The sequence below is a fragment of the Pedobacter sp. N36a genome, from assembly GCF_014472395.1.
Lineage (GTDB): Bacteria > Bacteroidota > Bacteroidia > Sphingobacteriales > Sphingobacteriaceae > Pedobacter.
This window is the reverse complement of the sequence record NZ_JACSZW010000002.1, coordinates 383,947-408,622: the sequence shown is the minus strand read 5'-3', so window position 1 is coordinate 408,622 and position 24,676 is coordinate 383,947. Positions and strand designations below refer to the sequence as shown.

Annotated in this window: 22 protein-coding genes and 1 pseudogene; 11 read left to right on the top strand and 12 right to left on the bottom strand. The window is 41.9% G+C overall.

All coding sequences use genetic code 11. The features are described from left to right. Positions 1-152: 152 nt before the first annotated feature. The gene (locus H9X96_RS05495; RefSeq protein WP_187665311.1) at positions 153-758 is read left to right on the top strand and encodes a hypothetical protein; all 606 of its coding nucleotides are present in this window, start codon (positions 153-155) and stop codon (positions 756-758) included. A gap of 156 nt (positions 759-914) precedes the next feature. On the opposite strand, the gene H9X96_RS05490 is transcribed toward H9X96_RS05495, so the two are convergent. Beyond that, on the bottom strand, positions 915-1,253 hold the full coding sequence (locus tag H9X96_RS05490; protein ID WP_187665310.1) for a hypothetical protein: 339 nt from the start codon (positions 1,251-1,253) through the stop codon (positions 915-917). Between the two features lie 454 nt (positions 1,254-1,707). Here H9X96_RS05490 and H9X96_RS05485 point away from each other — a divergent pair, with 454 nt between their 5' ends. From H9X96_RS05485 to H9X96_RS05475, 3 genes are read left to right on the top strand one after another with little or no spacing between them, the layout of a single operon-like run. Next, positions 1,708-2,913, top strand: a complete 1,206-nt coding sequence (locus H9X96_RS05485) for an aminotransferase class I/II-fold pyridoxal phosphate-dependent enzyme (protein WP_187665309.1) — start codon at positions 1,708-1,710, stop codon at positions 2,911-2,913. Continuing rightward, positions 2,910-4,031, top strand: coding sequence for a hypothetical protein (locus tag H9X96_RS05480; RefSeq protein ID WP_187665308.1), 1,122 nt, complete (start codon positions 2,910-2,912; stop codon positions 4,029-4,031). The genes H9X96_RS05485 and H9X96_RS05480 overlap by 4 nt, the downstream gene beginning before the upstream one ends. After that, positions 4,028-5,017, top strand: a complete 990-nt coding sequence (locus H9X96_RS05475; RefSeq protein WP_187665307.1) for an NAD(P)-dependent oxidoreductase — start codon at positions 4,028-4,030, stop codon at positions 5,015-5,017. The genes H9X96_RS05480 and H9X96_RS05475 overlap by 4 nt, the downstream gene beginning before the upstream one ends. A gap of 21 nt (positions 5,018-5,038) precedes the next feature. Here the strand turns inward: H9X96_RS05475 and H9X96_RS05470 are convergent, their stop codons facing one another. Genes H9X96_RS05470 through xseA form a run of 3 tightly spaced genes read right to left on the bottom strand, consistent with a single transcriptional unit; the run spans position 5,039 to position 7,554 of the window. Beyond that, a complete protein-coding gene (locus H9X96_RS05470) occupies positions 5,039-5,959 on the bottom strand; it encodes a tol-pal system YbgF family protein (RefSeq protein WP_187665306.1) in 921 nt (306 codons plus the stop codon). A gap of 40 nt (positions 5,960-5,999) precedes the next feature. Beyond that, positions 6,000-6,203, bottom strand: coding sequence for an exodeoxyribonuclease VII small subunit (gene xseB / locus H9X96_RS05465; protein WP_062548805.1), 204 nt, complete (start codon positions 6,201-6,203; stop codon positions 6,000-6,002). Further along, positions 6,181-7,554, bottom strand: coding sequence for an exodeoxyribonuclease VII large subunit (xseA, locus tag H9X96_RS05460; RefSeq protein WP_222943838.1), 1,374 nt, complete (start codon positions 7,552-7,554; stop codon positions 6,181-6,183). The genes xseB and xseA overlap by 23 nt, the downstream gene beginning before the upstream one ends. 100 nt (positions 7,555-7,654) lie before the next feature. Here xseA and H9X96_RS05455 point away from each other — a divergent pair, with 100 nt between their 5' ends. After that, the gene (locus tag H9X96_RS05455; RefSeq protein WP_187665305.1) at positions 7,655-7,909 is read left to right on the top strand and encodes a YtxH domain-containing protein; all 255 of its coding nucleotides are present in this window, start codon (positions 7,655-7,657) and stop codon (positions 7,907-7,909) included. 125 nt (positions 7,910-8,034) lie between these two features. After that, positions 8,035-8,274 (top strand): hypothetical protein, encoded by a 240-nt coding sequence (locus H9X96_RS05450; protein ID WP_187665304.1) that lies wholly within the window; start codon positions 8,035-8,037, stop codon positions 8,272-8,274. An 18-nt stretch (positions 8,275-8,292) separates the two neighbouring features. Here H9X96_RS05450 and H9X96_RS05445 read toward each other — a convergent pair whose 3' ends face one another. Next, complete coding sequence (locus H9X96_RS05445) at positions 8,293-9,321, bottom strand: LD-carboxypeptidase (RefSeq protein WP_187665303.1); 1,029 nt, start codon at positions 9,319-9,321, stop codon at positions 8,293-8,295. A gap of 184 nt (positions 9,322-9,505) precedes the next feature. Between H9X96_RS05445 and H9X96_RS05440 the strand changes: the two genes are divergently transcribed. The 4 genes from H9X96_RS05440 (at position 9,506) to H9X96_RS05425 (ending at position 14,561) form a co-directional block, all read left to right on the top strand. Next, positions 9,506-10,540 carry a PmoA family protein gene (locus tag H9X96_RS05440; RefSeq protein WP_187665302.1) on the top strand — a complete coding sequence of 345 codons (1,035 nt, stop codon included), beginning with the start codon at positions 9,506-9,508 and terminating at the stop codon, positions 10,538-10,540. 64 nt (positions 10,541-10,604) lie between these two features. Continuing rightward, the gene (locus H9X96_RS05435) at positions 10,605-11,966 is read left to right on the top strand and encodes a DUF1080 domain-containing protein (RefSeq protein ID WP_187665301.1); all 1,362 of its coding nucleotides are present in this window, start codon (positions 10,605-10,607) and stop codon (positions 11,964-11,966) included. Positions 11,967-11,976: 10 nt separating this feature from the next. After that, entirely contained in the window at positions 11,977-13,335 is a 1,359-nt protein-coding gene (locus H9X96_RS05430; RefSeq protein ID WP_187665300.1) for a Gfo/Idh/MocA family protein, read from the top strand. A 2-nt stretch (positions 13,336-13,337) separates the two neighbouring features. Further along, positions 13,338-14,561 (top strand): Gfo/Idh/MocA family protein, encoded by a 1,224-nt coding sequence (locus tag H9X96_RS05425; RefSeq protein ID WP_187665299.1) that lies wholly within the window; start codon positions 13,338-13,340, stop codon positions 14,559-14,561. 205 nt (positions 14,562-14,766) lie between these two features. Here the strand turns inward: H9X96_RS05425 and H9X96_RS05420 are convergent. The 3 genes and pseudogenes from H9X96_RS05420 to H9X96_RS05410 form a co-directional block, all read right to left on the bottom strand. Continuing rightward, positions 14,767-15,708: pseudogene (locus H9X96_RS05420) on the bottom strand (type IX secretion system membrane protein PorP/SprF). Positions 15,709-16,000: 292 nt separating this feature from the next. Next, complete coding sequence (locus H9X96_RS05415) at positions 16,001-17,686, bottom strand: sodium/sugar symporter (protein WP_187665298.1); 1,686 nt, start codon at positions 17,684-17,686, stop codon at positions 16,001-16,003. Between the two features lie 108 nt (positions 17,687-17,794). Beyond that, a complete protein-coding gene (locus tag H9X96_RS05410; RefSeq protein WP_370576718.1) occupies positions 17,795-18,943 on the bottom strand; it encodes an MFS transporter in 1,149 nt (382 codons plus the stop codon). A 207-nt stretch (positions 18,944-19,150) separates the two neighbouring features. On the opposite strand from H9X96_RS05410, the gene H9X96_RS05405 reads away from it, so the two are divergent. Further along, positions 19,151-20,008 (top strand): HD domain-containing protein, encoded by an 858-nt coding sequence (locus tag H9X96_RS05405; RefSeq protein ID WP_187665296.1) that lies wholly within the window; start codon positions 19,151-19,153, stop codon positions 20,006-20,008. A gap of 27 nt (positions 20,009-20,035) precedes the next feature. Here H9X96_RS05405 and H9X96_RS05400 read toward each other — a convergent pair whose 3' ends face one another. The 4 genes from H9X96_RS05400 to H9X96_RS05385 form a co-directional block, all read right to left on the bottom strand. Beyond that, positions 20,036-20,794, bottom strand: coding sequence for a hypothetical protein (locus tag H9X96_RS05400; RefSeq protein ID WP_255431011.1), 759 nt, complete (start codon positions 20,792-20,794; stop codon positions 20,036-20,038). A 185-nt stretch (positions 20,795-20,979) separates the two neighbouring features. Beyond that, complete coding sequence (locus tag H9X96_RS05395) at positions 20,980-21,351, bottom strand: DUF2784 domain-containing protein (protein WP_187665295.1); 372 nt, start codon at positions 21,349-21,351, stop codon at positions 20,980-20,982. A 39-nt stretch (positions 21,352-21,390) separates the two neighbouring features. Next, entirely contained in the window at positions 21,391-23,955 is a 2,565-nt protein-coding gene (locus H9X96_RS05390) for an ABC transporter permease (RefSeq protein WP_187665294.1), read from the bottom strand. Further along, positions 23,948-24,649 (bottom strand): ABC transporter ATP-binding protein, encoded by a 702-nt coding sequence (locus H9X96_RS05385; RefSeq protein ID WP_222943837.1) that lies wholly within the window; start codon positions 24,647-24,649, stop codon positions 23,948-23,950. Before H9X96_RS05385 ends, H9X96_RS05390 begins: the two co-directional genes overlap by 8 nt. Between the last annotated feature and the right edge of the window lie 27 nt (positions 24,650-24,676).

Below are 24,676 nucleotides of genomic sequence, written 5' to 3'. Positions count from 1 at the left end.
AAAAGGCAGTATCAGACTGATAATTAGAAAACTAATGAAAATACCCTATACTTTTCGTAGAACTTGTCTGTATAAATAATTAAATTGGTTTAATGTTTGTATCTACCTGTAGATCAATCTTAATTATTAACCTCGTATCAAAAAAAGAAACCATGAAAAAAGTACTTTCACTATTAACCATGCTGAGCTTCTGTGTAGGTTTAAGTATGGCTCAAACGGCAGTTCCTGCTACAAATGCTAAACAAAAAGCTAAAAAAGAGGCCAGCAGTACTGCAGCTGATTCAAAAACAGCAGCCGCGGCTGCCAAAAAAGAGGCGGCAGCAGCTAAAAAAGCAGCAAAAGCAGAAGCGGCTACTGCAGTAGCAGCAGGTACTAAGCTAAAAAAAGATGGTACGCCTGATAAGCGCTATTCTGCAGCGGCAAAAACAACTGCAGCAGAAACAAAAGCGGCGGCGGTGACTAAAAAAGAAGCTGCGGCAAAAACGGTAGCGTCGAGCAGCCCAGGGCTGAAAAAAGATGGTACTCCTGATAAACGTTACAAGGCAGCAGCGGCGACTGCAACAGCAGCTCCAGCAGCGGCGGCAACGACGACTAAAGCAGCAACAACTAAAGCGGCAACTGCGGTAAAAGATTATAAACCTACGGTAGACAGAAGTCTTAAAGGACCTAACGGAGAAGAGATTTTAACAGGTCCAAGAGGCGGCAAATACTATATCAACAAGAACGGCAATAAAACCTATGTAAAAAGAGAAGGCTAATCCCCTCTTCTAATACAAAAATTTGAAGCGATCGTGTAAAAAATCATCTTTTACACGATCGCTTTTTTTATTAAAAGAGAGGCCATATCATTTTTTTGATATGGCCTCTTTATCATATTGAGGTTGGAAATATTTATCACTAATGATCGGATTAACTTAACCTGCACGGTAAACATTGAATTTATCATTTCTAACAGGCTGTCCTTTGATGTGTAAGGATTCTCCTTTATCGTTTCTGGTTGTTTTGCTCACAAAAGGCTCTTCTGATTGCTGTGCGGCTTCATAAGCCAATTTTAATCTATCAATATAAGTATCGGCATCCACTCTCCATTTTTTATCTTTATACATGAAGTAGGCAAAGACGTTCCTGGTTTTTCCTTTTAATTTCCCATCCAATCTGATATAGGCAATATTGGCTTGCTTTAGAGGCTCAACAGCCTGTTTATAAAAATCAGTAAAATTTTCGAACGTAGGTATAACATTAATAGTGCTCATCTAATCTTTTTTTCCAAAAATACATAAAATCTTTTGTTCAGGTAGAAAGCCGGTCATTTATACCGCATATTATTCGATATTATTCGATCAAAACGCATAAGTTAGGTTTTTATGATGTTTAACCTTAACTAAGTTTTGTTTTTTGGTATCAATATTGTATCCTTGCTTGCAAATCATAAATCAGCAGACAGTTTATTCGTGGCCCAAAATCACAGAATTTATAAGAAAATTGTAATTTTTGTTTTAAAAAGTAATATATTCAAACTTGTAGGACCTCAAGTTTTGTTTTCTGTGTTTATGATCTTAGCTTTGGGAAGTTTTTTACGATTTGACAAATTTGTCAAACTGAAAGAACGTAACACGGGGAAAATTATTAAATACAGAGCTAGTAATTTTTCGAACAAACCGACAAACATCAACAAAAAGCTCCGTGATCTAAACATACAGTACTAGCATGCGCAAAAAATTACACGATAGGATAGCCGCTTTTAAAGACGCTACAGCAATCAAGGAAAGAGGCTTATACCCTTATTTCCGAGCCATTGAATCAGGACAAGATACAGAAGTGGTTATTGATGGGAAAAAGGTGTTGATGTTTGGCTCCAACTCCTATCTGGGACTAACTAATCACCCAAAAATAAAAGAAGCTTCAAAAGCTGCAATTGATAAATATGGTACGGGCTGTGCCGGCTCAAGATTCTTAAATGGCACATTAGATATACACATTGAATTGGAAAGACGACTTGCTGCTTACGTAGGTAAGGAAGCTGCTGTACTTTTCAGTACTGGATTCCAGGTAAATCTTGGTGTGATTTCTTGTCTGTTAGATAGAAATGATTACCTGATTTTAGATGAGTATGACCACGCTTCTATCATTGATGGCAGCCGTCTTTCTTTCTCAAGATCTATTAAATACGCCCATAATGATATGGACGATTTACGTAAAAAATTAAGCCGCTTACCAGAAGATTCTGCTAAACTTATTGTAGCAGATGGTATTTTCAGTATGGAAGGTGATTTAGTGAAATTACCGGAAATTGTTAAAATCGCTGAAGAATTCGGTGCAAACATCATGATGGATGATGCGCACAGTTTAGGTGTGATCGGTGTGAATGGTTCAGGAACGGCTTCACATTTCGGTTTAACTGATCAGGTAGACTTAATCATGGGTACTTTCAGTAAATCTTTAGCTTCTCTTGGTGGTTTCATCGCCGGTACAGAAGAAACTATTGAATATGTGAAACACAGAGCACGTTCATTGATGTTCAGTGCAAGTATGCCTCCTTCGGCAGTTGCCAGTGTGATCGCAGCCTTAGACATTATTGAAGCAGAACCAGAACGTATTGACCAGTTATGGGCAAATACAAACTACGCTAAAAAATTATTACTAGAAGCTGGATTTGACATCGGTCATACCGACAGTCCGATTATTCCGGTATACATCAGAGATAACGACAAAACGTTTATGATCACCAATATTCTAAGCAATAACGGCATCTTTGTGAACCCAGTAGTTTCTCCTGCAGTACCTTCAGATGCTTCATTGATCAGGTTCTCATTGATGGCGACACATACTTTTGCTCAGATTGAAGAAGCGGTAGAAAAAATCGCCCTTGCAGCTAAGGAAGTGCAATTGACTCCATCTCAAGTAGCAATATGAAAAACATCGTTGCTGTAAACGAAAAGAAACAACTGGCATCTTTTATTGATTTCCCGCACGACTTGTATAAGAACGACTCGAACTACGTTCCAGAACTTTTTATCGCGCAACAGGATATGCTTACCCCAGGTAAGCATCCTTTTCATGAGCATTCCACTTTACAGCTTTTTCTGGCTTATGAAGGGGATAAAATCGTTGGAAGGATTGCCGCTATTCAAAATAACAACCACAATAACATCAATAAAACAACTGAAGGGCACTTTGGTTTCTTTGATTGCATCAATGATCAGGCCACTGCTCAGTTATTGGTAGATGCCGCTGCAAAATGGCTGAAAGAAAGAAACATGACCAGTATGATTGGTCCGGTTAACTTCTCTACCAATGACATTTGCGCTTTGCTGATCGAAGGTTTCGACGGTCCGCCGGTAGCCATGATGCCATATAACGCCCCTTATTATCAGCAATTGCTGGAAAATACAGGTCTGGCTAAAAAGGTAGATCTAAGGGCTTATAAATTTATTGCAGGCGATTATAATGACCGTTCTTTAAAGCTGACCGAAGCGATTCGTGAACGCTTGAAACGCAATAACATCATCATCAGAAAGATCAATATGAATGATTTCTGGAATGAGGTGGTGAAAGTTCGCGAAGTATACAATGGAGCCTGGGACCACAATACAGGTTTTGTTCCGGCCACAGATAAGGAGTTTCATTATCTGGCAAAGGATTTAAAAATGATTGTAGATCCCGACTTTATCTATGTTGCGGAGCAGGATGGTAAAATGGTAGGGATTTCCTTATCTATTCCAGACATCAACCAGGCATTGATTAAAATCAAAAGAGGTCGTTTACTGCCATTTGGAATTTTCAAATTGCTGTGGTACAAACGTAAAATCAAGGGCTTGCGGATTATGGCTTTAGGTGTGCTAGACGGTTACCGTAAAATGGGTATTGAAGCCTGTCTTTATGGACTAACGATCAAAACATTCCAGGAAAAGAAGTTTGATTATGCAGAAGCTTCCTGGACCTTAGAACACAACACGATGGTGAACAGCGCTATTGAGCAAATCAATGGTAAACTTTACAGAAAATACAGGATTTTCGAGAAATCAATATGATAAAAAAGGTATTAATTACCGGTGCAACAGGATTTGTGGGTTATCATTTGATCGAGAAAGCATTAGGAGCCGGACTGGAAGTGCACGCTGCAGTCCGTCCGGGTACTGATAAGTCTCATTTGAAAGATTTTGACATCAAGTATACCACTTTGGATTATACTTCCATAGAGCGCCTTAAAATCGCGCTGGAGGAACAACAATACGATTACATCATCCATGCTGCCGGAATTACCAAGGCAAAGACTCCAGCGGCTTACAATAAAGTCAATGCGGAGTTTTCCAAAAACCTGGCCTTAGCGGCAAGTACGGCTAAAATTGACCTGCAGAAATTTGTATTTGTGAGCAGTTTGGCGGCAATTGGTCCTTTGACCGATCTATCTGCGGAGATTCAGGACGATTCCCCGGGTCATCCGGTGACCAATTATGGCGCCAGTAAATTATTAGCGGAGCAGTATCTATCGGAGATTCCAAACCTGCCTTTACTCGTTATCCGTCCAACAGCCGTATATGGGCCAAGGGAAAAAGACCTATTCATCTTATTTAATACCATTAATAAAGGTTTAGAACCTCATATCGGAACTTTTAAGCAGCAACTGAGCTTCATCTATGTAAAGGATCTGGCTGCAGTGATTGTCAAAGCACTCTCTTCTCCCCTTACTGGAAAAAGCTATAATGTTTCTGATGGTCATATTTATGATCGCTATACTTTGGCCAATGTGATTAAAAAAGCATTGAACAAGAAAACCTTAAAATTCCATTTACCGGTAGCTATAGTAGGTTTTATGGCCGCTATGATGGATATTTTCTATGCAAATAGCAAGACTACCCCAACATTGAACAAAGAAAAAATGGCCGAGCTTACTGCCATTAACTGGGCATGTAATATCGGCCATTTAAAAGCTGATCTGGGATTTGAACCTATCTATGACCTTGAAAAAGGCTTAATAGAAACGGTCAGCTGGTATAAAAACAATAACTGGTTATAGTGTTATGCAGCGGTACTTTTATTAAAGTGCCACTTTAGATGCTAAAAATTTAAGGTATTTTTTATCATCTTCAAATAACTCTTTGCCTTCTAACTTATAAGCATGGTGCAGATAATCTGTAGCATGCTTTTCTTCACCTAGCTCCAGGTAACTTTGCCCCATACGTAATAAGACAAATGGATTGGGCTCTTCTTCTCCATAAATCTGGTAAGCACGGTGCAAATGGTCTAATGCTTCTTTGTACTTTTTCTCTGCAAAATGGGCATCACCAATAGAGGCTGAAATCCAGGCAGTAGCTTCCCAATCGTCTTTTGGTGCTGGTAATACCTCTAATGCTTTAGTAAAAGCGGCAATTGCTCCAGCATAGTTTTCCTTGTCCATCTCGGCATTTCCTTCTTCACAGTACTTGTCCAGCAGCTCATGCTCTTCTTCTGTCAGCTCCAGCTGCTCCTCATCTTCGTTAGGCACAAATGTTTCTTTGAAGGCCACAAATTCCGGATCATCCATCAAAGCGATTTTCAGGTAGTCAGAATTTTCATCGATAAAAATCTTGCTGCCATCTTTCTCATAAGCGATCAGAAAGTTTAGTCTGGCATTGTCCAGATCTTTTAAAGCATAATAAATTGCTCCTGTGGTCAGGAAGTGACGCGTGGAATGGATCTTCTCATGGGCCATCTTTTCTTTCAGGTACTCGGTCTCTTCAAGGAAGAAAGGCAAGGCCTTTTCTAGAGCTCCGGTTTGCTCATAAAAAGAGTAAATGCTGTCGAGCACTACTCCTCCTACACTACTGTTTTCCTTAGGTCCTCTTATTGAACCATTGATCTCCATTAACAATTTTTCCGCGGCATCATAGTTTGAAGCCTCCGTTAAATCATAAACCTGGTCAATCTTATTGAAAAACTCTTCCTCTTGTTCGGCGTTAAAATTCCCTTGTGTAGACATAATGTTTAAACTTAAATGGTTTACGAATGTGACCAATATACTATTTTTGTTGCTCCATTTGTTTAATGATCTTATTTACTTCTGTCTCGGTTGCACGCAACTTGTTCTGACAGAATTCAATGAGTTCTGATGCACGTTTCACCTTTTCTGCCAAAACATCCACAGAAACGGACTCTGTCTCTATTTCCTGTGCAATTTCTGCCAGTTCTTTATAGGCTAACTCATAAGTTAAATTCGTTTTCATCGTATGCTGATTTTGATTTTACAGTTGTTTTAATTTCTGAACTGGCCAATCTGATGGTCAATTCCTCTCCTACGCCGATCTGATCGGCATTGCTGGTAATTTTCCCGTTTACCTTTAGGATCGCAAATCCTTTGTTCAGGATATTCTGCGGACTCATAATTCTCATGACCGACTGGAAATGGGCAATATTGCCGCCTTTGTTTAAGAAATACATCCTGCCATAGGATTGCATGTTCTGTACGAGATTGCTCAGGTCTTTTCTTTTATTGGAAATGAGAATCCTTGGGTTGGTCAGGATCTGACCTGACAATTGCAGGATGTGGTTATGGTGCCCATGCAGTAGATTGCGACTGGTATTAATGGTGGATTGATTGAGTTGCACCAATCGGTCTTTATGGTGATTGATCATTTGATAAGTCTTGATCAGGATCATCTTCTGAATACTGGTTAAGCGGTCTTCAAAATTGCGGTTGTGCGAGATGATAAACTCTGCGGCTTTAGTCGGCGTTTTAGTAGCGGTATGTGCCATTAAATCGGCTATGGTCTCATTTTTCTGGTGCCCGATTCCGGTGATCACCGGAATGGGGAATTTGGCAATCGCGCGGCTCAATTCGTAGTTGTCGTACAGCAGGAAATCAGTTTGCGAACCTCCACCTCTAATGATAATTAAAGCGTCATAAGGCTTTTTAGATTCATAAACGGCGATGATCTGAGCAAGAAACTGTTTGGCATTGCCATCGCCCTGCACAAGTGCGAAATAATCATCAATCTCGAATTTGTAGCCAAAAGGATTGTGCTCCAAACTGTGTCTGAAATCCTGAAATCCCGCCGAGGTATCAGAAGAAATCACCGCAATATGCTGTATGACCGGTCCAAATGATAAACTGTTGTTTCTGGTTAGATAGCGATCTCCCTGTTTCTGAATAAATGCAGGGTTGTCTCTTAGCAAACGTTCCAGTGTTTCCTTACGCTGCTGCTCAAATAAACCCAGTGTGAAATTGGTATCTATGTCCAGCAAGTTCAGTTGCAATCCAAATGCAGGATTGTATTGAACAGAGACCTGCACCAATACATTGATGTCGTTTTTGAACTTCTGTCCGGTAGCCTTCTCAAAATTAGTAATGTTTAAAGAGGCATTGCCCCAGGCTCTTCCAGCAACTTTTGCCAGGATCCTTGCGGCATTCTTATCCTTTTCTACCAGTTCAAAATAGTGGTAATTGCTTTGTGGTTTATAGGTATAGTTGGTAATGTCGGCGATGATCCAAAAGGTTTGCTGTCTAAAAACCCCATCAATGGCTTGTTGAATCTGGCGGGTGAGTTCGGACAGTTTTATGGAGGGGATGGTGCTCAAGGTTCTATTTATCTGTGATTATGGTCTAAAGTTAGGAAATCTGAAAACAAATCAATCTTTTGATAGTTTATAATGGAGTAAGAAAGCTATAAATACGGAGATGAATCAGGATACAAAAATAATATTAGGAATATTTGCAGGGCTGGCAGCGGGTGCTGCATTGGGATTATTACTTGCCCCGGAAGAGAAAACAGGGCATTTGAATGGCCATGCGGCTGCCAGCGAAAATGCAAATGGTGGGTCGATCAGCGATGAGCTGAACGAAAAGCAAATTCAGCACCTGGATCGCATTAAAGACCGACTGATGAATACTTTTGAAAAGGATGATTTTAATGATCATGTGGAGCACGTATAGGGATTCTTTGGCGTAATGAGGAATGATAGATGATCTGATCAGGTGAGTCAGATTATAGACCAATTAAAATAAGCAGAAAGCAAGACCAGGAAATCATGGTGATGTGGATAGAAAAAAGGGATTTGATGGGAAAAAACTACAATTACAAAGAAATCCGCAGTCTAAAGGATCTTAAAAAGAAGCAAGCCGAATTATTATCGGATCAGGAACAATACCAGGAAAGTATTAAGCGCGATATAAAGACTTATATCCATCAGTTTAGTCCAGGATACATTGTCAAGAAATATACGGAGAAGCCAAAAGAAAAAGTGGTCTCTTTATTTGGTAAAGTAAAGTCCTGGTTTAGTAAAAAGACAAAAAAATAGGTAATATCTGGGAATAGATTAGCTCATGGCAGCAAGGCGACTCCCATTTGGTCCTACTTCTAAACTATGTTTTACCCCACACTTCAGGGCGAAATTGTTCTTTTGATGTCCAACAGGAAAATCAAAAGCAACAGGGTATCCATAACCTTTGACCTTCTCCAAAACAATGTCGTAGATCGTTTTTCCAAATTCTTCGCCGGGATCATCTGGTTTCGTTTTGAAGCCTCCAATGATTAAACCGGCTAAATTGGCTAGTTTCCCCGTTCTTTTCAGGTTCCAGAACATGCGGTCCAGGCGGTAAAGGTATTCTCCTGTGTCTTCTACAAATAAAATTTTACCATCGGTCTGGAGGTCGGATTTTGTGCCCGCCATGGTTTCAATGATGCTGAGGTTCCCCCCAAGGAGCAGGCCTTCAGTCTTGCCTGGTTTATTCAGACTGACGATGGGGCCTTGATATTGAAGATTTTCTCCTTTCAGCAGTTTTTTAATGGACATGATCGTCTCCAACTGAACTCCATCCGCCAATGCAGGATCTGTAGGAAAAGAATTGCACATTTTTGAATGTATGGAGGCGATACCAAACTGGCGGTTTAAATGACAATGTAAAACGGTGACATCACTGAAACCAATGATCCATTTGGGCATTTGCAGGAAGCGGTCAAAATTCAAAAGATCGATGATCCGAACCATCCCATACCCTCCTCTTGCGCACATGATGGCTTTGATCTCTGGATTGTCCAGCATCTCCTGAAGGTCTGCCGCACGCTCCTGGTCGGTGCCCCCCATGGTAAAATCTCTTTTATCTATCGTTTTCCCGATTTTGATCTTAAAGCCCCAGCTTTCCATCATGGCTATTGCCGGTAAAATTTCTGCGGTGGTTATAAATCCGGCCGGACTGGTGATGCCAATGGTATCTCCGGCTTTTAGGAATGGCGGCTGCTTTAGCGGAGGGTTTTCAAGAGATTTAGTTCTTGATCCAAAAGAGGCTTGAACAGGGATGGCCAATCCTGCAGTCAGCATAAAAGAGAGAAAATGTTTCCTTTTCATATCATATATTGCGTATTACAATGATAAGGCTAATTGAGGAGATACTGCATTTTACTCCATCGTTTTCGTAATTTTTATATGTGATTAAGTCCTTCTTTAAAGCGGTTTTGCAGGAAGAAAACTATATTAGCTATGCAGGACTGATCTATTTAACAGTTTAGTCGAATAAAAAACCTAACCAAATATGAATAAATACCTGATCCTTGCCTTTTGTGGGTTTAGCCTGCAATTAAATGCGCAGACTAAACGCGTGACTTTCCAAGCACAAAAAAATGGGAAACAGGTAGATGTTAACGTTGATGGGAAATTTTTCAGCAGCTTCATGTATCCTGATAGTTTGGAGAAACCTATCCTATATCCTATTAACACCGCCTCTGGCCTTACTTTAACCCGTGGGTTCCCATTGCAGACCAGAGATCAGGAACGTACAGATCATCCGCACCATGTGGGGCTTTGGCTGAATTATGAAAGTGTTAACGGCTTAGATTTCTGGAACAACTCCTATAACATTCCTGCAGCGAAAAAGAACAAATATGGATGGATCAGGGCCGTAAAGGTGACTGGTTTTAAATCCGGAAATCAGAAAGGAGAATTGAGCTATACCGCAAATTGGGAAAGACAGGATCGCCATGTTTTATTAAAGGAACAGACTACATTTACTTTTTCCGGCACTGAAAATACGCGAACCATAGATCGGCTAACTACCCTTACTGCGGTAAAAGACACGGTAAAGTTCAAAGAAGTTAAAGACGGCATGATCGCAGTGCGGGTCACCAAAGAACTGGAAATGCCCTCCAACCAAACCGCAGAATTTACAGATAGCCAGGGCAACCGCACTAAAGTTTCGGCATCCGGCAATGGTGCAAATGGGGATTACCTGACCAGCGCCGGAAAAAAGGGCAACGATTCCTGGGGAACAAGGGCCAACTGGTGCTTACTGGCAGGTGTGAAAGACCAGCAGAAAGTGTCTATTGCTATTATTGACCATCCAAAGAATCCAGGCTACCCTACCTACTGGCATGCCCGGGATTATGGTTTATTTGCCGCTAATCCACTAGGTCAGCAGGTGTTTAGCAATGGCAAGGAAAACTTAAACCTGAGCCTGGCCCCTGGTGAATCGATTACTTTTCGCTATCGCGTCCTGGTCAGCTCCGCTGCAACGCCAACGGCGGAAGTTTTAAACGATCAGGCTGCGGCATTCAGCAAAACTGCTTTTTAAACTATCCCTGCAAACACATGGAATTTATCCAAAAGAACACCTATAAAACCTAATAGAACCACAAATGAAGACCAAACCAGTACTACTTTTAGCTGCCTTGCTATGGGCAGGGAGCCCTGTTGGATTACAGGCACAGACTCAAAAATGGCAAAACTTATTCAATGGAAAAGACCTGCAAGGCTGGAAACAGCTCAATGGCCAGGCAAAATATGAAGCTGTAAATGGAGAAATTGTAGGCACTACAGTCCCTAATCAACCCAATTCTTTCCTGACTACCGAAAAGAATTATGGAGATTTTATCCTGGAACTGGAGTTACTGGTAGATGATTCTATGAACTCTGGCGTACAAATCCGAAGCGAAAGTAAAGCAGATCACCTCAATGGCAGGGTTCATGGGTATCAGGTGGAAATCGACCCCTCCGATAGAAAATTCAGCGGTGGGATTTATGATGAATCCAGGAGAGGCTGGCTGTACCCAATGGACATCAATCCAAAAGGAAAAATGGCCTTTAAAAACCAGGCCTGGAACAAATACCGCGTAGAATGTATTGGCAATTCCATTCGCACCTGGGTGAACGGCATTCCGGCAGCCAATGTAGTAGACGCCATGACTCCTTCTGGTTTCATCGCGCTGCAGGTACATTCGATTGGAAAAAATGATGTCCCTGGAAAACAAATCCGCTGGCGCAACATCCGTATTCAGACGGAAAACCTGAAGCCTTCAAAAACGGATGAGATTTTTGTCGTGAATATGGTCCCTAACGATTTATCTGCGCAGGAAAAGGCAGAAGGATATTCGCTGTTATGGGACGGAAAGACAAGCAAAGGATGGAAAGGAGCTTATAAACCTGGTTTTCCAACAAGTGGATGGTCAATAAATGACGGAGAGTTAAGCGTACAGAAATCTAATGGTGCAGAGTCTACCAATGGCGGCGACATCGTTACGGAGAAACAATATGGTGCTTTTGAGCTGAAGTTCGACTTTAAGCTTTCTGAAGGTGCAAACAGTGGAGTGAAGTATTTTGTGACGCTGACAGAGGGAAATAAAGGCTCTGCAATCGGTCCGGAATATCAAATTCTTGACGATGCCAGACATCCTGATGCGAAACTTGGCAAAGATGGCAACCGCACATTAGGTTCTCTATACGATCTGATGACCAGTAAAAAGATCCCTAATGCGCAGCGCAAAATCGGAGATTGGAACAGGGGTCTGATCCGTGTTTACCCAGATAATAAAATTGAATACTGGTTAAATGGCTACAAAATCCTGGAATATACCAGAGGATCGGCAGAATTTCTGGCTTTAGTGGCAGACAGCAAGTATAAAAACTGGAAGGATTTCGGGATGGCCGCTAAAGGGCATATCCTGTTACAGGATCATGGTGATCAGGTATCCTTTAGAAGCATCAAATTGAAACAACTTTAATCCCCCTACTATGTTATCTTCAAGAAGAAAATTCATTAAGCAATCGGCGATTGCAGCCGCGGGAACCTATATGGGAACGATGGGCTTATCGGCTAAAAGTTATGGAAATATTATTGGTGCCAACGACCGGGTAAGGGTTGGTGTGGTTGGATTTTCTGATCGCTTTGCGGGTTCCCTCCTGCCTAGTTTTCTAAATCATCATAAAGAACTCAATTTCGACATTGTGGCGGTTTCAGATTTATGGAATTACCGCAGAGGTTTAGGTCAGGATCTGCTCAAATCGAAATTTGGTCATGACATTACCGCTTGTCGGAACAATGAAGAATTATACAATTTAAAAGATATTGATGCAGTAATTGTGAGTACTGCTGATTTCCAGCACGCTGTACACACCATAGAAGCCATTAAAGCCAAATGCGATGTGTATTGTGAGAAACCTTTCGCGGAAACCATGGAAGATGCCAGAGCCGCGCTAAAAGCCGTGAAAGCCTCCAACCAAATTGTTCAGATAGGTTCTCAAAGGAGAAGCGGCGGAAACTACAAAGCAGCTTCAAAATTTATCCAGGATGGTAAGTTCGGAGACATCACCATGGTAGAGCTGAGCTGGAATGTAAATCAACCAGGAAGATGGCGAAGACCAGAATTGGTAGCCAAATTGAAACAAGAAGATACCGACTGGAAACGCTTCCTGATCAACCGTCCTTTTGAAGCATGGGATCCTAGAAAATACCTGGAATACCGTTTGTTCTGGCCATATTCTTCTGGAATGCCGGGTCAGTGGATGTCACATCAAATAGATACCGTTCATTGGTTTACGGGACTAAAACACCCACGCAGTGTGGTGGCAAATGGTGGCATCTACCAATGGAAAGACGGCCGAAGAAACTGGGATACCACCACCGCCGTGTTTGATTATGGGCCGGAAAATGATGCCCAAAAAGGATTTCAAGTGGTCTTTACTTCCAGAATGCACAATGGCGATGAAAATCCTGCAGAAATCTATTATGCGAATGGTGGTGAGCTGAACCTGAATACCAATACCGTTTCTCCAAAAGGCGGATTAAAAGCCGGTGCAGCGAGTGCCATGAACATGCAGGCGAACTTGCTGCCGGAATTAAAACTGACAGATATGGTAGAAAAAGTGGCCGCTTCCGCCAATACCGGCGGCGATAAACTGACTTCAGCGCACATGCGCAACTGGATGGAATGTGTACGCAGCAGAAAGGAAACCAATGCGCCTGTAGAAGCTGGATATTACCACTCCATTGCGAATATCATGACCAATGCTGCCGCCAGAACCGGTAAAAAAGCAGTGTTTGATGAAGTAAAACAAGAGGTAATGGTGGATGGTAAGCCTTTCAAATATTAAAGATGTTCAGAAGGAAATTTATACAAAATACCAGTATTCTGGCTGGAGGCTTATTATTGCCTCCAGAGATATTTGCCAAAGAGCAGTTAGCTGGTTTTGATCCCAGGGCTCCTGAAACCAAAATCAAGATCGCGGTGATTGGCTGTGGAGACCGTGGAAAAGGATTAATTCATATTGCCAAGCAGTTACCAGAGGAGTTTGAGCTGGTTGCAATCGCAGATGTGCTGGATTTTAGGATCAAAGAAACCCTGCAGCAGCCGGGCCTTGCCGGCGTAAAATCCTATGCAGATTACCGGGATTTACTGAATGATCCGCAGATTTCAGCTGTGTTCATCTCTACGCCATTGAACATGCACTTTCCTATTGCAAGTGATGCAGTAAAGGCAGGAAAGCATGTTTATCTGGAAAAAACCATGACTTATAATATTCCAGAAACCTTTGCCCTGCTGGAATTGGTGAAGAAACACCCGAAACAAACCTTTCAGGTGGGCCACCAATACCGCTACGCTCCTATTTATTATAAGGTCAAGGAAATGATAGACAATGGATATTTGGGGAAAGTTACCCAGATAGAAAGTCGCTGGGACAGGAATAACAACTGGAGACGGCCCATTGCCAACCCATCATTGGAGCGGAAGGTGAATTGGCGGATGTACAAAGAATATTCCGGCGGACTGATGGCCGAGCTGCTTTCGCACCAGATGGATTTCATCAATTGGGCATTCAAGACGCATCCCCAGGAAATCATGGCCACAGGTGGCATTGACGTGTATAAAGATGGCAGGGAAACCTACGACAATGTGCAGGTGATGTTTCGCTATAAAGGCATGATTGGCAATTTCGGGACTACCTTAGGAAATGAAAGAGATGGTTATCTGTTTAAACTGAAAGGCACGAAAGGAACCATTTCTTTGTTGGTCAATGAAGCGATATTTTATCCTGAAAAAAGTCAGAAGAAAGCACTGGAAACGGTGGATGGCGTAACTGGCGCCACTAAAATAGTATGGGACAAGAATGGTGGAATTCCTATTCAGACAGATTTACCCGCTAAAGATGGCACTTATTATTCTTTGAAGGATTTTCATAAATCTATTCTGGAAAAGAAACAGCCAGACTCTAATGTGATCACCGGAGCAACCACTGCATTTTGCGTGCATCTGGCTAATAAAGCCTTGTATGGACAGCAAATTGAACGCTGGGAGCCGAAGTACAACTTGACACCCTGATTTTTTGTACTGCCAAAATATATCTTCAGTCTATTTTGCAGCTGAGCTGATTAAAAAAATGACTGCTCATGAAGCGCCCCTAATCTTTTTTTGGGTCGCTTCATTCGTTTATAGCTAATGATGTTTTTTTAAATTACCAGTTTCTTTGCGGGCAGGAAACTTTATACCTGTTGTTCAGCAAAATACCGAGTACGATCTCATGACTTCAATTACTCATCTTCCCAAGCTCTGAAGTCGTAAAGTCATAGGAATAGCCCAATACAAACAAGGCATTTATGTTAAATCCGGCAATGATTGCTGCGGCATCCTGACTGCAATAGCTCCCTCCGACCCAAAACTTATCTTTAAAAGCTATTTTCAGGTTAAGGTCTGTAGACAGCGGTGTTGGCGAAACATATTTAAACATGACAGAAGGAATCGCTGCGATCTCTTCGGAAAGAAAGAATTTATAGCCACCCGTTACAAAAACATGAGGAACTTGTTTTCCTGTATTTTATCCGGGTTCATCGGTAAAAGTAATGGGCCTCCTGAGTAATTGCTGTGCAGAAATTCCGGCAAAAAAATCAGGGCCATATAGCCATAAACCTGCGGCCAGATCAGGTTGAATCCTATTGTTGGCATTTGCCGCAATGGCTGGATCCAGGCTATTCTCCAAACTGATCTTTGATACATCAAGCATGAGCCTGGACACCCCTGCACCTACGCCCACACTGAGGTTAATTTTGGGGCTTAGTCCGAGGTGGTAAGCATAGGTAAGTTTAAAATCTGAACTGGTAATTGGTCCGGTACGGTCAACTACACCAAACACGCCTAAGCCGTGATGTGGCTCTGATGCCATGTAGGTGTGTACCAGACTGCGTTTCATTGGATTGTCACCGTTTTCGGAAAAGGAATTAGAGTTCCCATAGATATAGTTTTTCCCTACCGGGAGGTGTACGGAAAAATAAGCGGTAATCGGCGACTGGTCAATGCCATTCCATTGATTCCTATACCCAAACTTAACATCTGTATAGTTTTCAATTCCTGAGATTGCGGGGTTTAAAATGTAATTGTTAAAAACATACTGCGTATACTGAGGTCTTTGCTGTGCCTTGCACAGCAAAGCGAAACTCAGTAACACATTTACTAACACCAGTATTTTGCTCATGGAACCCTATTGTAATTTCAGACGACCATTGAATGAAAGACTCAGGTACTAAGCTACCCAGTTGCCCTCATTTAAACAAGCTTATAACGAACAAATATTTTTTACTTCAATAAGTATTATTTTAAAATAATCATTTCATAGAATTACATATCAATTAAATTGCAATTAGAGATATTAGTTGTCGATTTAGTGAACATTATAGGAGTAAAAATAGCTCTTTGAAAATGATATGGGCAAAAAAAAGCGGCTTCTTTGAGTAAAGAAGCCGCTTTTTAGCATTAATTAGTTTAGGCTACCAGAAGGCAGAATACAAGGCTACCAACATTGCGAAGATGATTAAAGCACCTATTGCGAATGAAGTAGAAACTCTAAACATTTTGGCGTCAATCTCCAATCCGTTAGTCACTACACCTTTTTTACCTTCATAAATACTGATCAGGTACATGCCTAGAATACACACCGCGAAAACGATCAGCATTCTATCCATAAATGGAATCTCAAATACACCGCTTGAATTGGCGATTGCCCATCCGTATTCATGTAATGGCGCAAGATCAACCCATCCTGGAAGGAATTTAAGGAGCACCGAAACAACAAAACCACCTACAGTGGCGAACATTGCTGCATTTGAAGTTGTTTTTTTCCAGAAGAATCCAAGGATAAACATCGCAAAGATACCTGGAGATACGAATCCGGTATATTCCTGAATGTATTGGAAACCTTGTTTTCCTTCTCCCATCAAGGCATCACCTACGATTAGGGAAAGTACTACAGCCATTAACATAGACACCACTACTGTGATTTTACCTACGTTCACCATGGTGCGTTCTCCGGCACTTGGGTTAAAGGCTTTTTTATAGATATCAAGGGTAAAGATCGTAGCAATACTGTTGGCTTTTCCGGCAAGAGAAGCTACAATTGCTGCGGTTAAAGCGGCAAATGACAGTCCTTTTAATCCGATTGGCAACAAGCCTAATAAGGCAGGATATGCTTTATTTGGATCTTCCACACCAGAAGCGGTTAATAAATCGCTTGCTTTGATCCCGCCCATATTTTCTTTAACAATAAAATAAACTGCGATACCTGGAATCACCACGATCACCGGCATCAGCATTTTAAGGAATGCTGCAAACAAAAGTCCTGCTCTTGCCACTGGTAAAGAAGCACCGAGTGCTCTTTGCGTGATGTATTGGTTACATCCCCAGTAACTTAGATTCGCAATCCACATTCCACCGATCAATACACTTAAACCTGGAAGGTCCATGTAATTCGGGTTGTCTTTCTTGAAAATCAGATGGAAATGTTCTGAAGCGCCTGTTTTTAGAATACCAAAGCCTTTGATGATGCCATCGCCACCTGAAATCAGGTTTAAAGCAAGGTAAGTAGCTACTAAGCCTCCGAGGATTAAGAAGAACACCTGGATTACATCTGTATATCCAATTACTTTCATTCCACCAAGGGTGATAAAAATTGCGAAAATTGCCAATGCCAAAATACAGGCAGTCAGGTCAAGTCCGGAGATACCACTGATGGCCAGGGCCCCAAGGTAAAGAATAGACATCAGGTTGACTACGATATATAACATTAACCAGAATACCGCCATAATCATCGCTACTTTCTCGTTGTAACGCTGACTTAAAAACTGGGGCATGGTAAAGATCTTATTCTTCAGGTATACTGGCATAAAGAACACTGCTACAATAATTAATGTTGCAGATGCCATCCATTCATAGGCGGAAATGGCGAGTCCAAGCTTAAAACCTGAACCACTCATTCCAATCATTTGCTCGGCTGAGATGTTAGAAGCAATCAGTGAAGCTCCGATGGCCCACCAGGTTAAAGAACCTTCTGCTAGAAAATAATCCTTGGAATCTGCTGCTGCAGTTTTCTTTTTGTAGTAAATCCAGAAACCGTAAGAAGATACGATAATGAAGTAAATAAAAAATACGATGTAATCGTATTTGTGAAGTCCGCTCATTGTGGTTTAAATGTTGATTAGCTGGCTAAAATATAAATTTATTTGCCATAACTTTTCACAAAACCACAGAAAAGATAAATTAATTTAAGCAAGAGCCAAATGCGCAGATTATTTCACAATTGCTGATGCTGCTAAAGTTGCTGGTTTATAGATGAATTGCAGGTAAAGTAAGGCGATCAGGGTAATTCCTGTACAGGCGTAAAAAGTAACCGGAATCATGGCCAGATCATCGATAAACAACCATCCAGCCAGCAAGGCACCTAAGCCTATTCCCGCTTCTAAAGCGATGTACATGGTCGCCATGGCCTTTCCACGGTGCTGCGGATCGCTTAAATCTACTGTCCAGGCTGTTGCCGTAGGCGATAACATTCCCGTAGCGACCCCATATAATGCGGAAGCTGACATCAGCATCACTGAAGTATCTGCGAGTGCAATCCATAAAGTTGATAAGGCCAGAAGTACTAAAGAAACTTTTAAGATCACTGCTCTCCCGTATTTATCTGAAGCTTTTCCTGCCACAAACCTGATCAAAAGAGAGGTTAAAGTGAACACCATGAAAAACATCCCTTTATTACTGGTGCCCAAGGCCTTACTCCAATCGGAAATCACCGTAAGGATGGCGCCATAACTGATATAGGTCATGAAAATGATAATTACAGAAGGGATGACCCGCCATTCTATAATGTCTTTTCTATTGATCTTCAAATGACTAAACTTGAACTTCTCTTTATTTGGCAGTGTTTCTTTCATGTTCGCCAGGATCACAATCGACAATAATGCGAAAAGTGAAGAACAGTAAAACAGGATATTGATGTCGAAATGATCTGTGATCAAACTTCCTATTGCGGGGCCAATGGCGAGTCCGGTACTGAAACATACCCCATGTACCCCCATGGCCTCTCCCCATCTGTTAACCGGCACCAGGTCTGCTACATAAGCTGCGGTAGCTGTAGGTTTAAATCCAGTAGAAAAACCATGAAGGAGGCGTAAAAACAGGAAGCCAGCAACCGTGGTCAGCATAGGATATAAAAACCCGCAGAGGAAGCAGACTAAAGAGCCCACAGCCATCACTGGCACCCTTCCGATGGTATCGGTCAGTTTCCCGCTAAAAGGCCTGGAGATGCCAGCAGTCAGCGTAAACAGCGCGATAATGAAACCTTTATATTCTGCACCACCCATTGCAGTTAAATAAGCTGGGAGTTCTGGAATGAGCATGTTGAAACTCGCAGAGAAAAGAAAGGAGCTTAAACAGACCAGACCAAATTGAAAAGTATAAATAGAATCGAAAGATTGCTGCATTGAAATTGATAAATGAAGTGCCAAAGGTAAGCAGAAAATTAATTAAGAAGAGGTAATCTATTTTAATTAGCAAATATCACCATAAAACTAAAATAATTAGTATAATTGTAGCCTCAACGGTTGCTTACTGGGGGTAATTTTATTTGTAATCTAATTTAGAAAGACATGATAATTGTAAATGATTTGCTGTATGGAAATGTAGAACTACCCGCAGTTTTTGATGATTTACTGGCTAGTCCGGCTTTAAAAAGGCTGGGTGGCGTCCATCAGAGCGGCGCCATCTTTCTGGTCAACCCGGAACTCTGCCATACCAGGCTGGAACATTCTATCGGAGTAATGCTGCTGATCAGAAGACTTGGAGGTTCTGAACTGGAACAGATTGCCGGGCTCCTGCACGATGTTTCTCATACGGCCTTTTCACATATTGGCGATTATGTAGTTAAAAACGAAGCAGAGAATTATCATGAAGAGATGTTTGCGGAGGTGCTGATGAACTCAGAAATTCCAGCTTTGCTAGCTAAACATGGTTATCATATCGATGAGATCCTGGATGGCGATTTCCCATTGCTGGAACAGCCTCTACCGGATCTGTGTGCAGATCGGCTGGATTATACGCTTAGAGATTCTCTCCATGCAGGATTGATCAACAGACCTGCCGCCAAGCTGTTTCTGGAGCACATCACGATGCAGAAAGGTCAAATTGTGGTTACCAATGAAGAGCAGGTCAATTGGATCAACACCCTTTATGAACGTTTAAAAAAGGAGGTATTCCAGCTTCCCCTTCATTTATATGCCAATCAGCAGATGGCCGTCTTAATCAGAGATTTCCTGAGAAATGGTTTCATTCAGGAAGCAGATTTATTTAAGGATGATACCTTTCTGCTGAATAAAATCAGGAGCGTCGCTTTAGGGTATGAGGCCGTTAAAGCCATTAAAACCTTAAAAGGGTATCCTGCATTTTTGAAAAAAGGAACCAGTTTAACCACTAAGCTCCGGAATTTGAAAGCCATGCTTTCTATATAGCTGGTGTGTTTTCTAATTTAACTGGACCTACTTTGAAGGCGACTTCTTCCCCCCTAAATTAACAACTGCACCGATGGTAAAGATCGAATTACCAGCCGTCATAAACTTATTGTCTCTTAAGCCGAAATTGCCACTCGAAGTATACTGTAGCTGTACGGCATCACTCAATCTCATTCTGGTAAAGAAAACGGGTTCAATGAAGATATTGTCTTCTTTAGGTTGTCCGATGTTGTTAATTAGAAAAGTGTCCATGCCCACATGACTGATCCGGATGGCAGTACCATAATTTAAAGCATACCTGTTTCCAAATAACTTCAGGTAACTGTTCTTTTTAGAACTGTAGTTTACTTGTATGAATGTTTTTGTAAAGGTAACTTCCTCTTGAATATTACTGGTCAGGACATTGTGATCATCAAATTCTCTGAAATTACGGTCGGCACTTCCACCTCCGTATCCAGCATAAATCTCAATGATGCGGTTATTGTCTGGACCAAAGGTATCGATGTACCCTCCACCTACCTCTACCAATTTATGGCGGAAGTCTTTGCTGGTCCGCTCGTTCTTCATATAAGATCCGCTGAACAATACCCCAAAATGATTAGACACTGCATAAGCTCCATTGATACTCGCATTTCCCTTCGGAGAAATGTGAACTCCTGCACTCAACTCTCCTTTCTCACTCAACATCGGTGTGTTAGGCACATTTGGCATGTATACTGAAGAGCAGGAACTCCATAAAAGGGCAACAGAGAAAAGGGGAAGTATCAGGTATTTATTCATCATCATACAGCATTAACAAAGCAATAATAAATTGTGTTTTTTACTCGTAATTTTTCTAAAAGTAGGAATTTAGCACGAAATTCAATGGATTAAAGCGGCACAATGCGTTAATAATCGGCTGTCCCGAAGCGGATTAAGACTTAAATAGCAGAGTAACAGAGCTGTTACAGTAACCATTTATATGGCTCTTTCTAGACCTTATTTTTCCTGAAAAAGTTAAGGTAAAGGGAAATAGAGATAGAAATCAGAAAAAAGCCGAGTGTTAACCCATCAATAAGTCCCGGATTGATGTCCTCAGCGGTGATGCGATCGGCATAATACTTGAGGAAAGAATTGGGTAAGTCATGTTCACCTAATTGTTCCTTAACCTGCCATTGCCAATCTGTGACCGGGCAATAACCAATGCCGTACCAGATGCCTAGAATCAACCAGCAGCCCAGGGTAATGGCCACACCGTACAAGTGCAGCCTTCTGGTAGCTGGAAAGGCCCATGCAAAGAGGTTAAATCCAATGATCAATAAATGGATTAATGTATAAAAATAATCGAGGGCTACTAAGCTCATTCAGGTTTCTTTCTTAAAAAAAGGTTTCTTTCTTAAAATTTAGGATTCTTTTCTTAAAATCTCCAATGGTGGATGATTCAATACACTTCTGCTGCTGTAAAGACCGGTGAGCATCACTAACAAAGGAATGACGACCAGGAAGACTAGTAAAGGCAAAATCTCCGGTGCATAAACGCTTTTCAAGGCAAATACTGCGAGGGCCCAGCTTCCCAATACGGCTAGAATAATCCCTGCAGCTGTCGCAATGAATCCGAGAAAAAGATATTCCAGGCCGGTTATCGTCAGGATCTGTTTCCTGCTGGCCCCCATAGTTCTAAGCAGCACACTTTCTTTCAATCGCTGTCCTTTACTGCTCATGACAGCCGACAGCAAGACGATCCAGCCTGTAGCCATGCTAAAGCCGGCCATAAACCGGATCACAAAATTAACCTTATCCAGCAGGCTGCCAATTGTTTTAAGAATCATATCTAAATTAACAATTGAAACATTTGGGAATTGCTTTAATACTTTGGCCTGTAATTCGGCCGACTGCTCAGCGGCGGCCACATGCGTCATAAAGACATGAAACTGTGGGGCTTCTTCCAATACTCCGGCAGGAAATACGACCCTGAAATTGGGCTGTACCGTATTCCAATCTACTGACCTTAGGCTGCCCACTTTTGTTTTAACCGGCATTCCCTGCACATCAAAAACGATCGAATCACCAATACCTACATTGATTCCCGCTGCGTAATTCTGTTCCAATGAGATGAAAACAGTTCCAGCTTCCGGCGTGGTTCCGATCCATTTACCTTCCATTATTTTTTCCGTAGCCCGTAGGTTTTGCTGATAAGTAGCCCTAACCTCCCCTCTGAAAGCCCTAAGCATAGACTTCTCTTTATCTTTCCCCGCAGTATCTCCATATTGCGCAGCGGTCTTTCCTTTGATTTCAATGATCCTCATGGTTACGATAGGCACCTGCCCTAAAACAGGCAGATGATTCGTTTTCAACAGCTTGACTAAAGGTTCTTTTTGTACAGGCTGAATGTCAAAAAGCACCATATTAGATTTTGACCCCGATCCGGATACCTCCACTTTATTTAAAAGCACGCCCTGCACCAAATACAGCGTCACAATAAATAGCGTAGATAGGCCAATGGCCAGGCTCAGCACCATGGTTTGGTTGTTAGGGCGGTAAAGATTGGCAAAACCCTGACGCCAGACATAGGCCATGCGTTCAGGAATCATTTTCCTCAGTACCAGCATCAATAATTGAGACTGGCCAACCAGTAGCAGAAAGGCCAGTAAAATCCCGGCAACAAAGGCAAAAGCCTGAATGGCATCCTTCATCTGCAAGTAAGTAAAACCATAAATGAAGCCGATGATCAGCAGGTAGACCAACCATTTTAGTGGGTCTCTTTTCGGCTTTGCGCCCTCAAAAGAAGCCCTGATTGCATTTAAAGGCGAGATATTCCGGACAGAAATCAAGGATGGCAATGCAAATAAAACCGAAATGATCAACCCTGTGGCCAGTCCCTGTCCAATTGCCGCCCAGGAAACCCCCATCGACAGCTCAACAGGAATAAAATCTTTTAAAATGAGCGGAAGTAAAAACTGTAAGGCAGTGCCCAGAAAAGCACCAGCAGCTGCACCTAAAAGACCTATAACTGCTACCTGGAGCAAATAGATCAGAAATGCTTCCCTGGCCTTTAGGCCGAGGCATCTTAAAGTGGCAATAGTGCCCAGTTTTTCTTTGATGTAGACCTGAATAGAGGTTCCAACGCCAATACAACCTAATAACAAGGCGATAAACCCTGATAAGGCGAGAAATTGATTGAGGTTTTTAAAGGCTCTGCCTGTACTTTCTTTCTTTGTGGCTACAGTTTCCGTCCTCAGCTGCTCTTTATCGAGCAATTGCTGATGGCGCTTTAAATCTCTGTTTACACTGGCAACATCTTGATATTTATAAAAATAACGGGTTTGAATTCTACTGCCCAGCTGTGTTAAGCCAGTCTTTTCCAAATATTCCAATGGGATATAAACCACCGGAGTCACCGTACTTGCCAATCCGGTTTGTCCGGGAACACTTTCCAGACTCCCCTCAATCACAAAGCTTAAGTTCCCAATTTTGATGGAATCGCCAAGTTTTGCTTGGTACTGCAGCATTAAGGTATGGTCTACGAGTGCTTTTCTGTCAGTTTTAAAGGTTTTTGCGGCAGAAATCGGCTTTGTTTCTATGCTTCCGTAAAAGGGAAAATCTCCATTCAGGGCCTTGATTTCAACCAGTCGACTTCCTTCTCCTTTCATGAAGTAGACCATGGAGACAAAATTCCTTTCCCTAGCGCGTTTTGAACCCAAAGTATCGAGTAAAGCTTTAACCGCGGGGCTCAAAGGCCGGCGACTATCCACAATCAGATCTGCACCGGTCAATGTTTTGGCCTGTTCGTCGATGTCCCGCTGTAAATTGGCTTTAAAAGAGTAAACCGCCACAAGGGCCGCAATCCCCAGAATAATGGAGGACATAAACAGCAAGAGCCTGGATCTGTTTTTCCTGCTATCACGCCAGGCCATTTTCATCAGCCAGGAAAAATTAATTGTTCTTTTAATCGGATGAAGATCAGCCATGGTTCAAGTCTAAATCAGCAACAACCACACCTCCTTTTAATTTGATCATCCTATTGGTTTTTGCCGCCAGGTCAAGATCATGAGTCACAATCACCAGGGTTGTTCCTGCTTCCTTGTTCAGGTCGAACAGCAGCTTGATGACTTTGTCGCTGGTTTCAGCATCCAGGTTCCCTGTGGGCTCATCTGCAAATAAGATGGCCGGCTGATTGGAAAAGGCTCTGGCTAAAGACACCCTTTGCTGTTCTCCGCCGGAAAGCTGTACCGGATAATGACCGGAACGGTCGGCAAGTCCAACTTTATCCAATAAGTCCAGCGCATGTTTTTTAATGTTCTTTTCCCCTCTCAATTCTAAGGGTACCATGACGTTTTCCAATGCGGTCAGCGTAGGTAAAAGCTGGAAATTCTGAAAGATGAAACCTACATAACGGTTCCTTACTGCTGCTCTTTCGTCTTCCGTTAGTTCATCTAAATCCACCTGATTCAAGGATACCGTACCTGAACTTGAGCGGTCCAGTCCTGCACATAAGCCCAGCAAAGTGGTTTTTCCACTTCCGGAAGGTCCGGTAATGGCCACTGTAGTACCTCTTTGAATAGAAAAATTGATCTGATCGAGTACGGTCAGTTTATGACCGGCATTTTCGTAAATTTTACTTACATTTCGAATGTTAAGGATATGTTCCACAGGCGGTATCATTAGGATCTTGCTTTAAATTTAGAAATC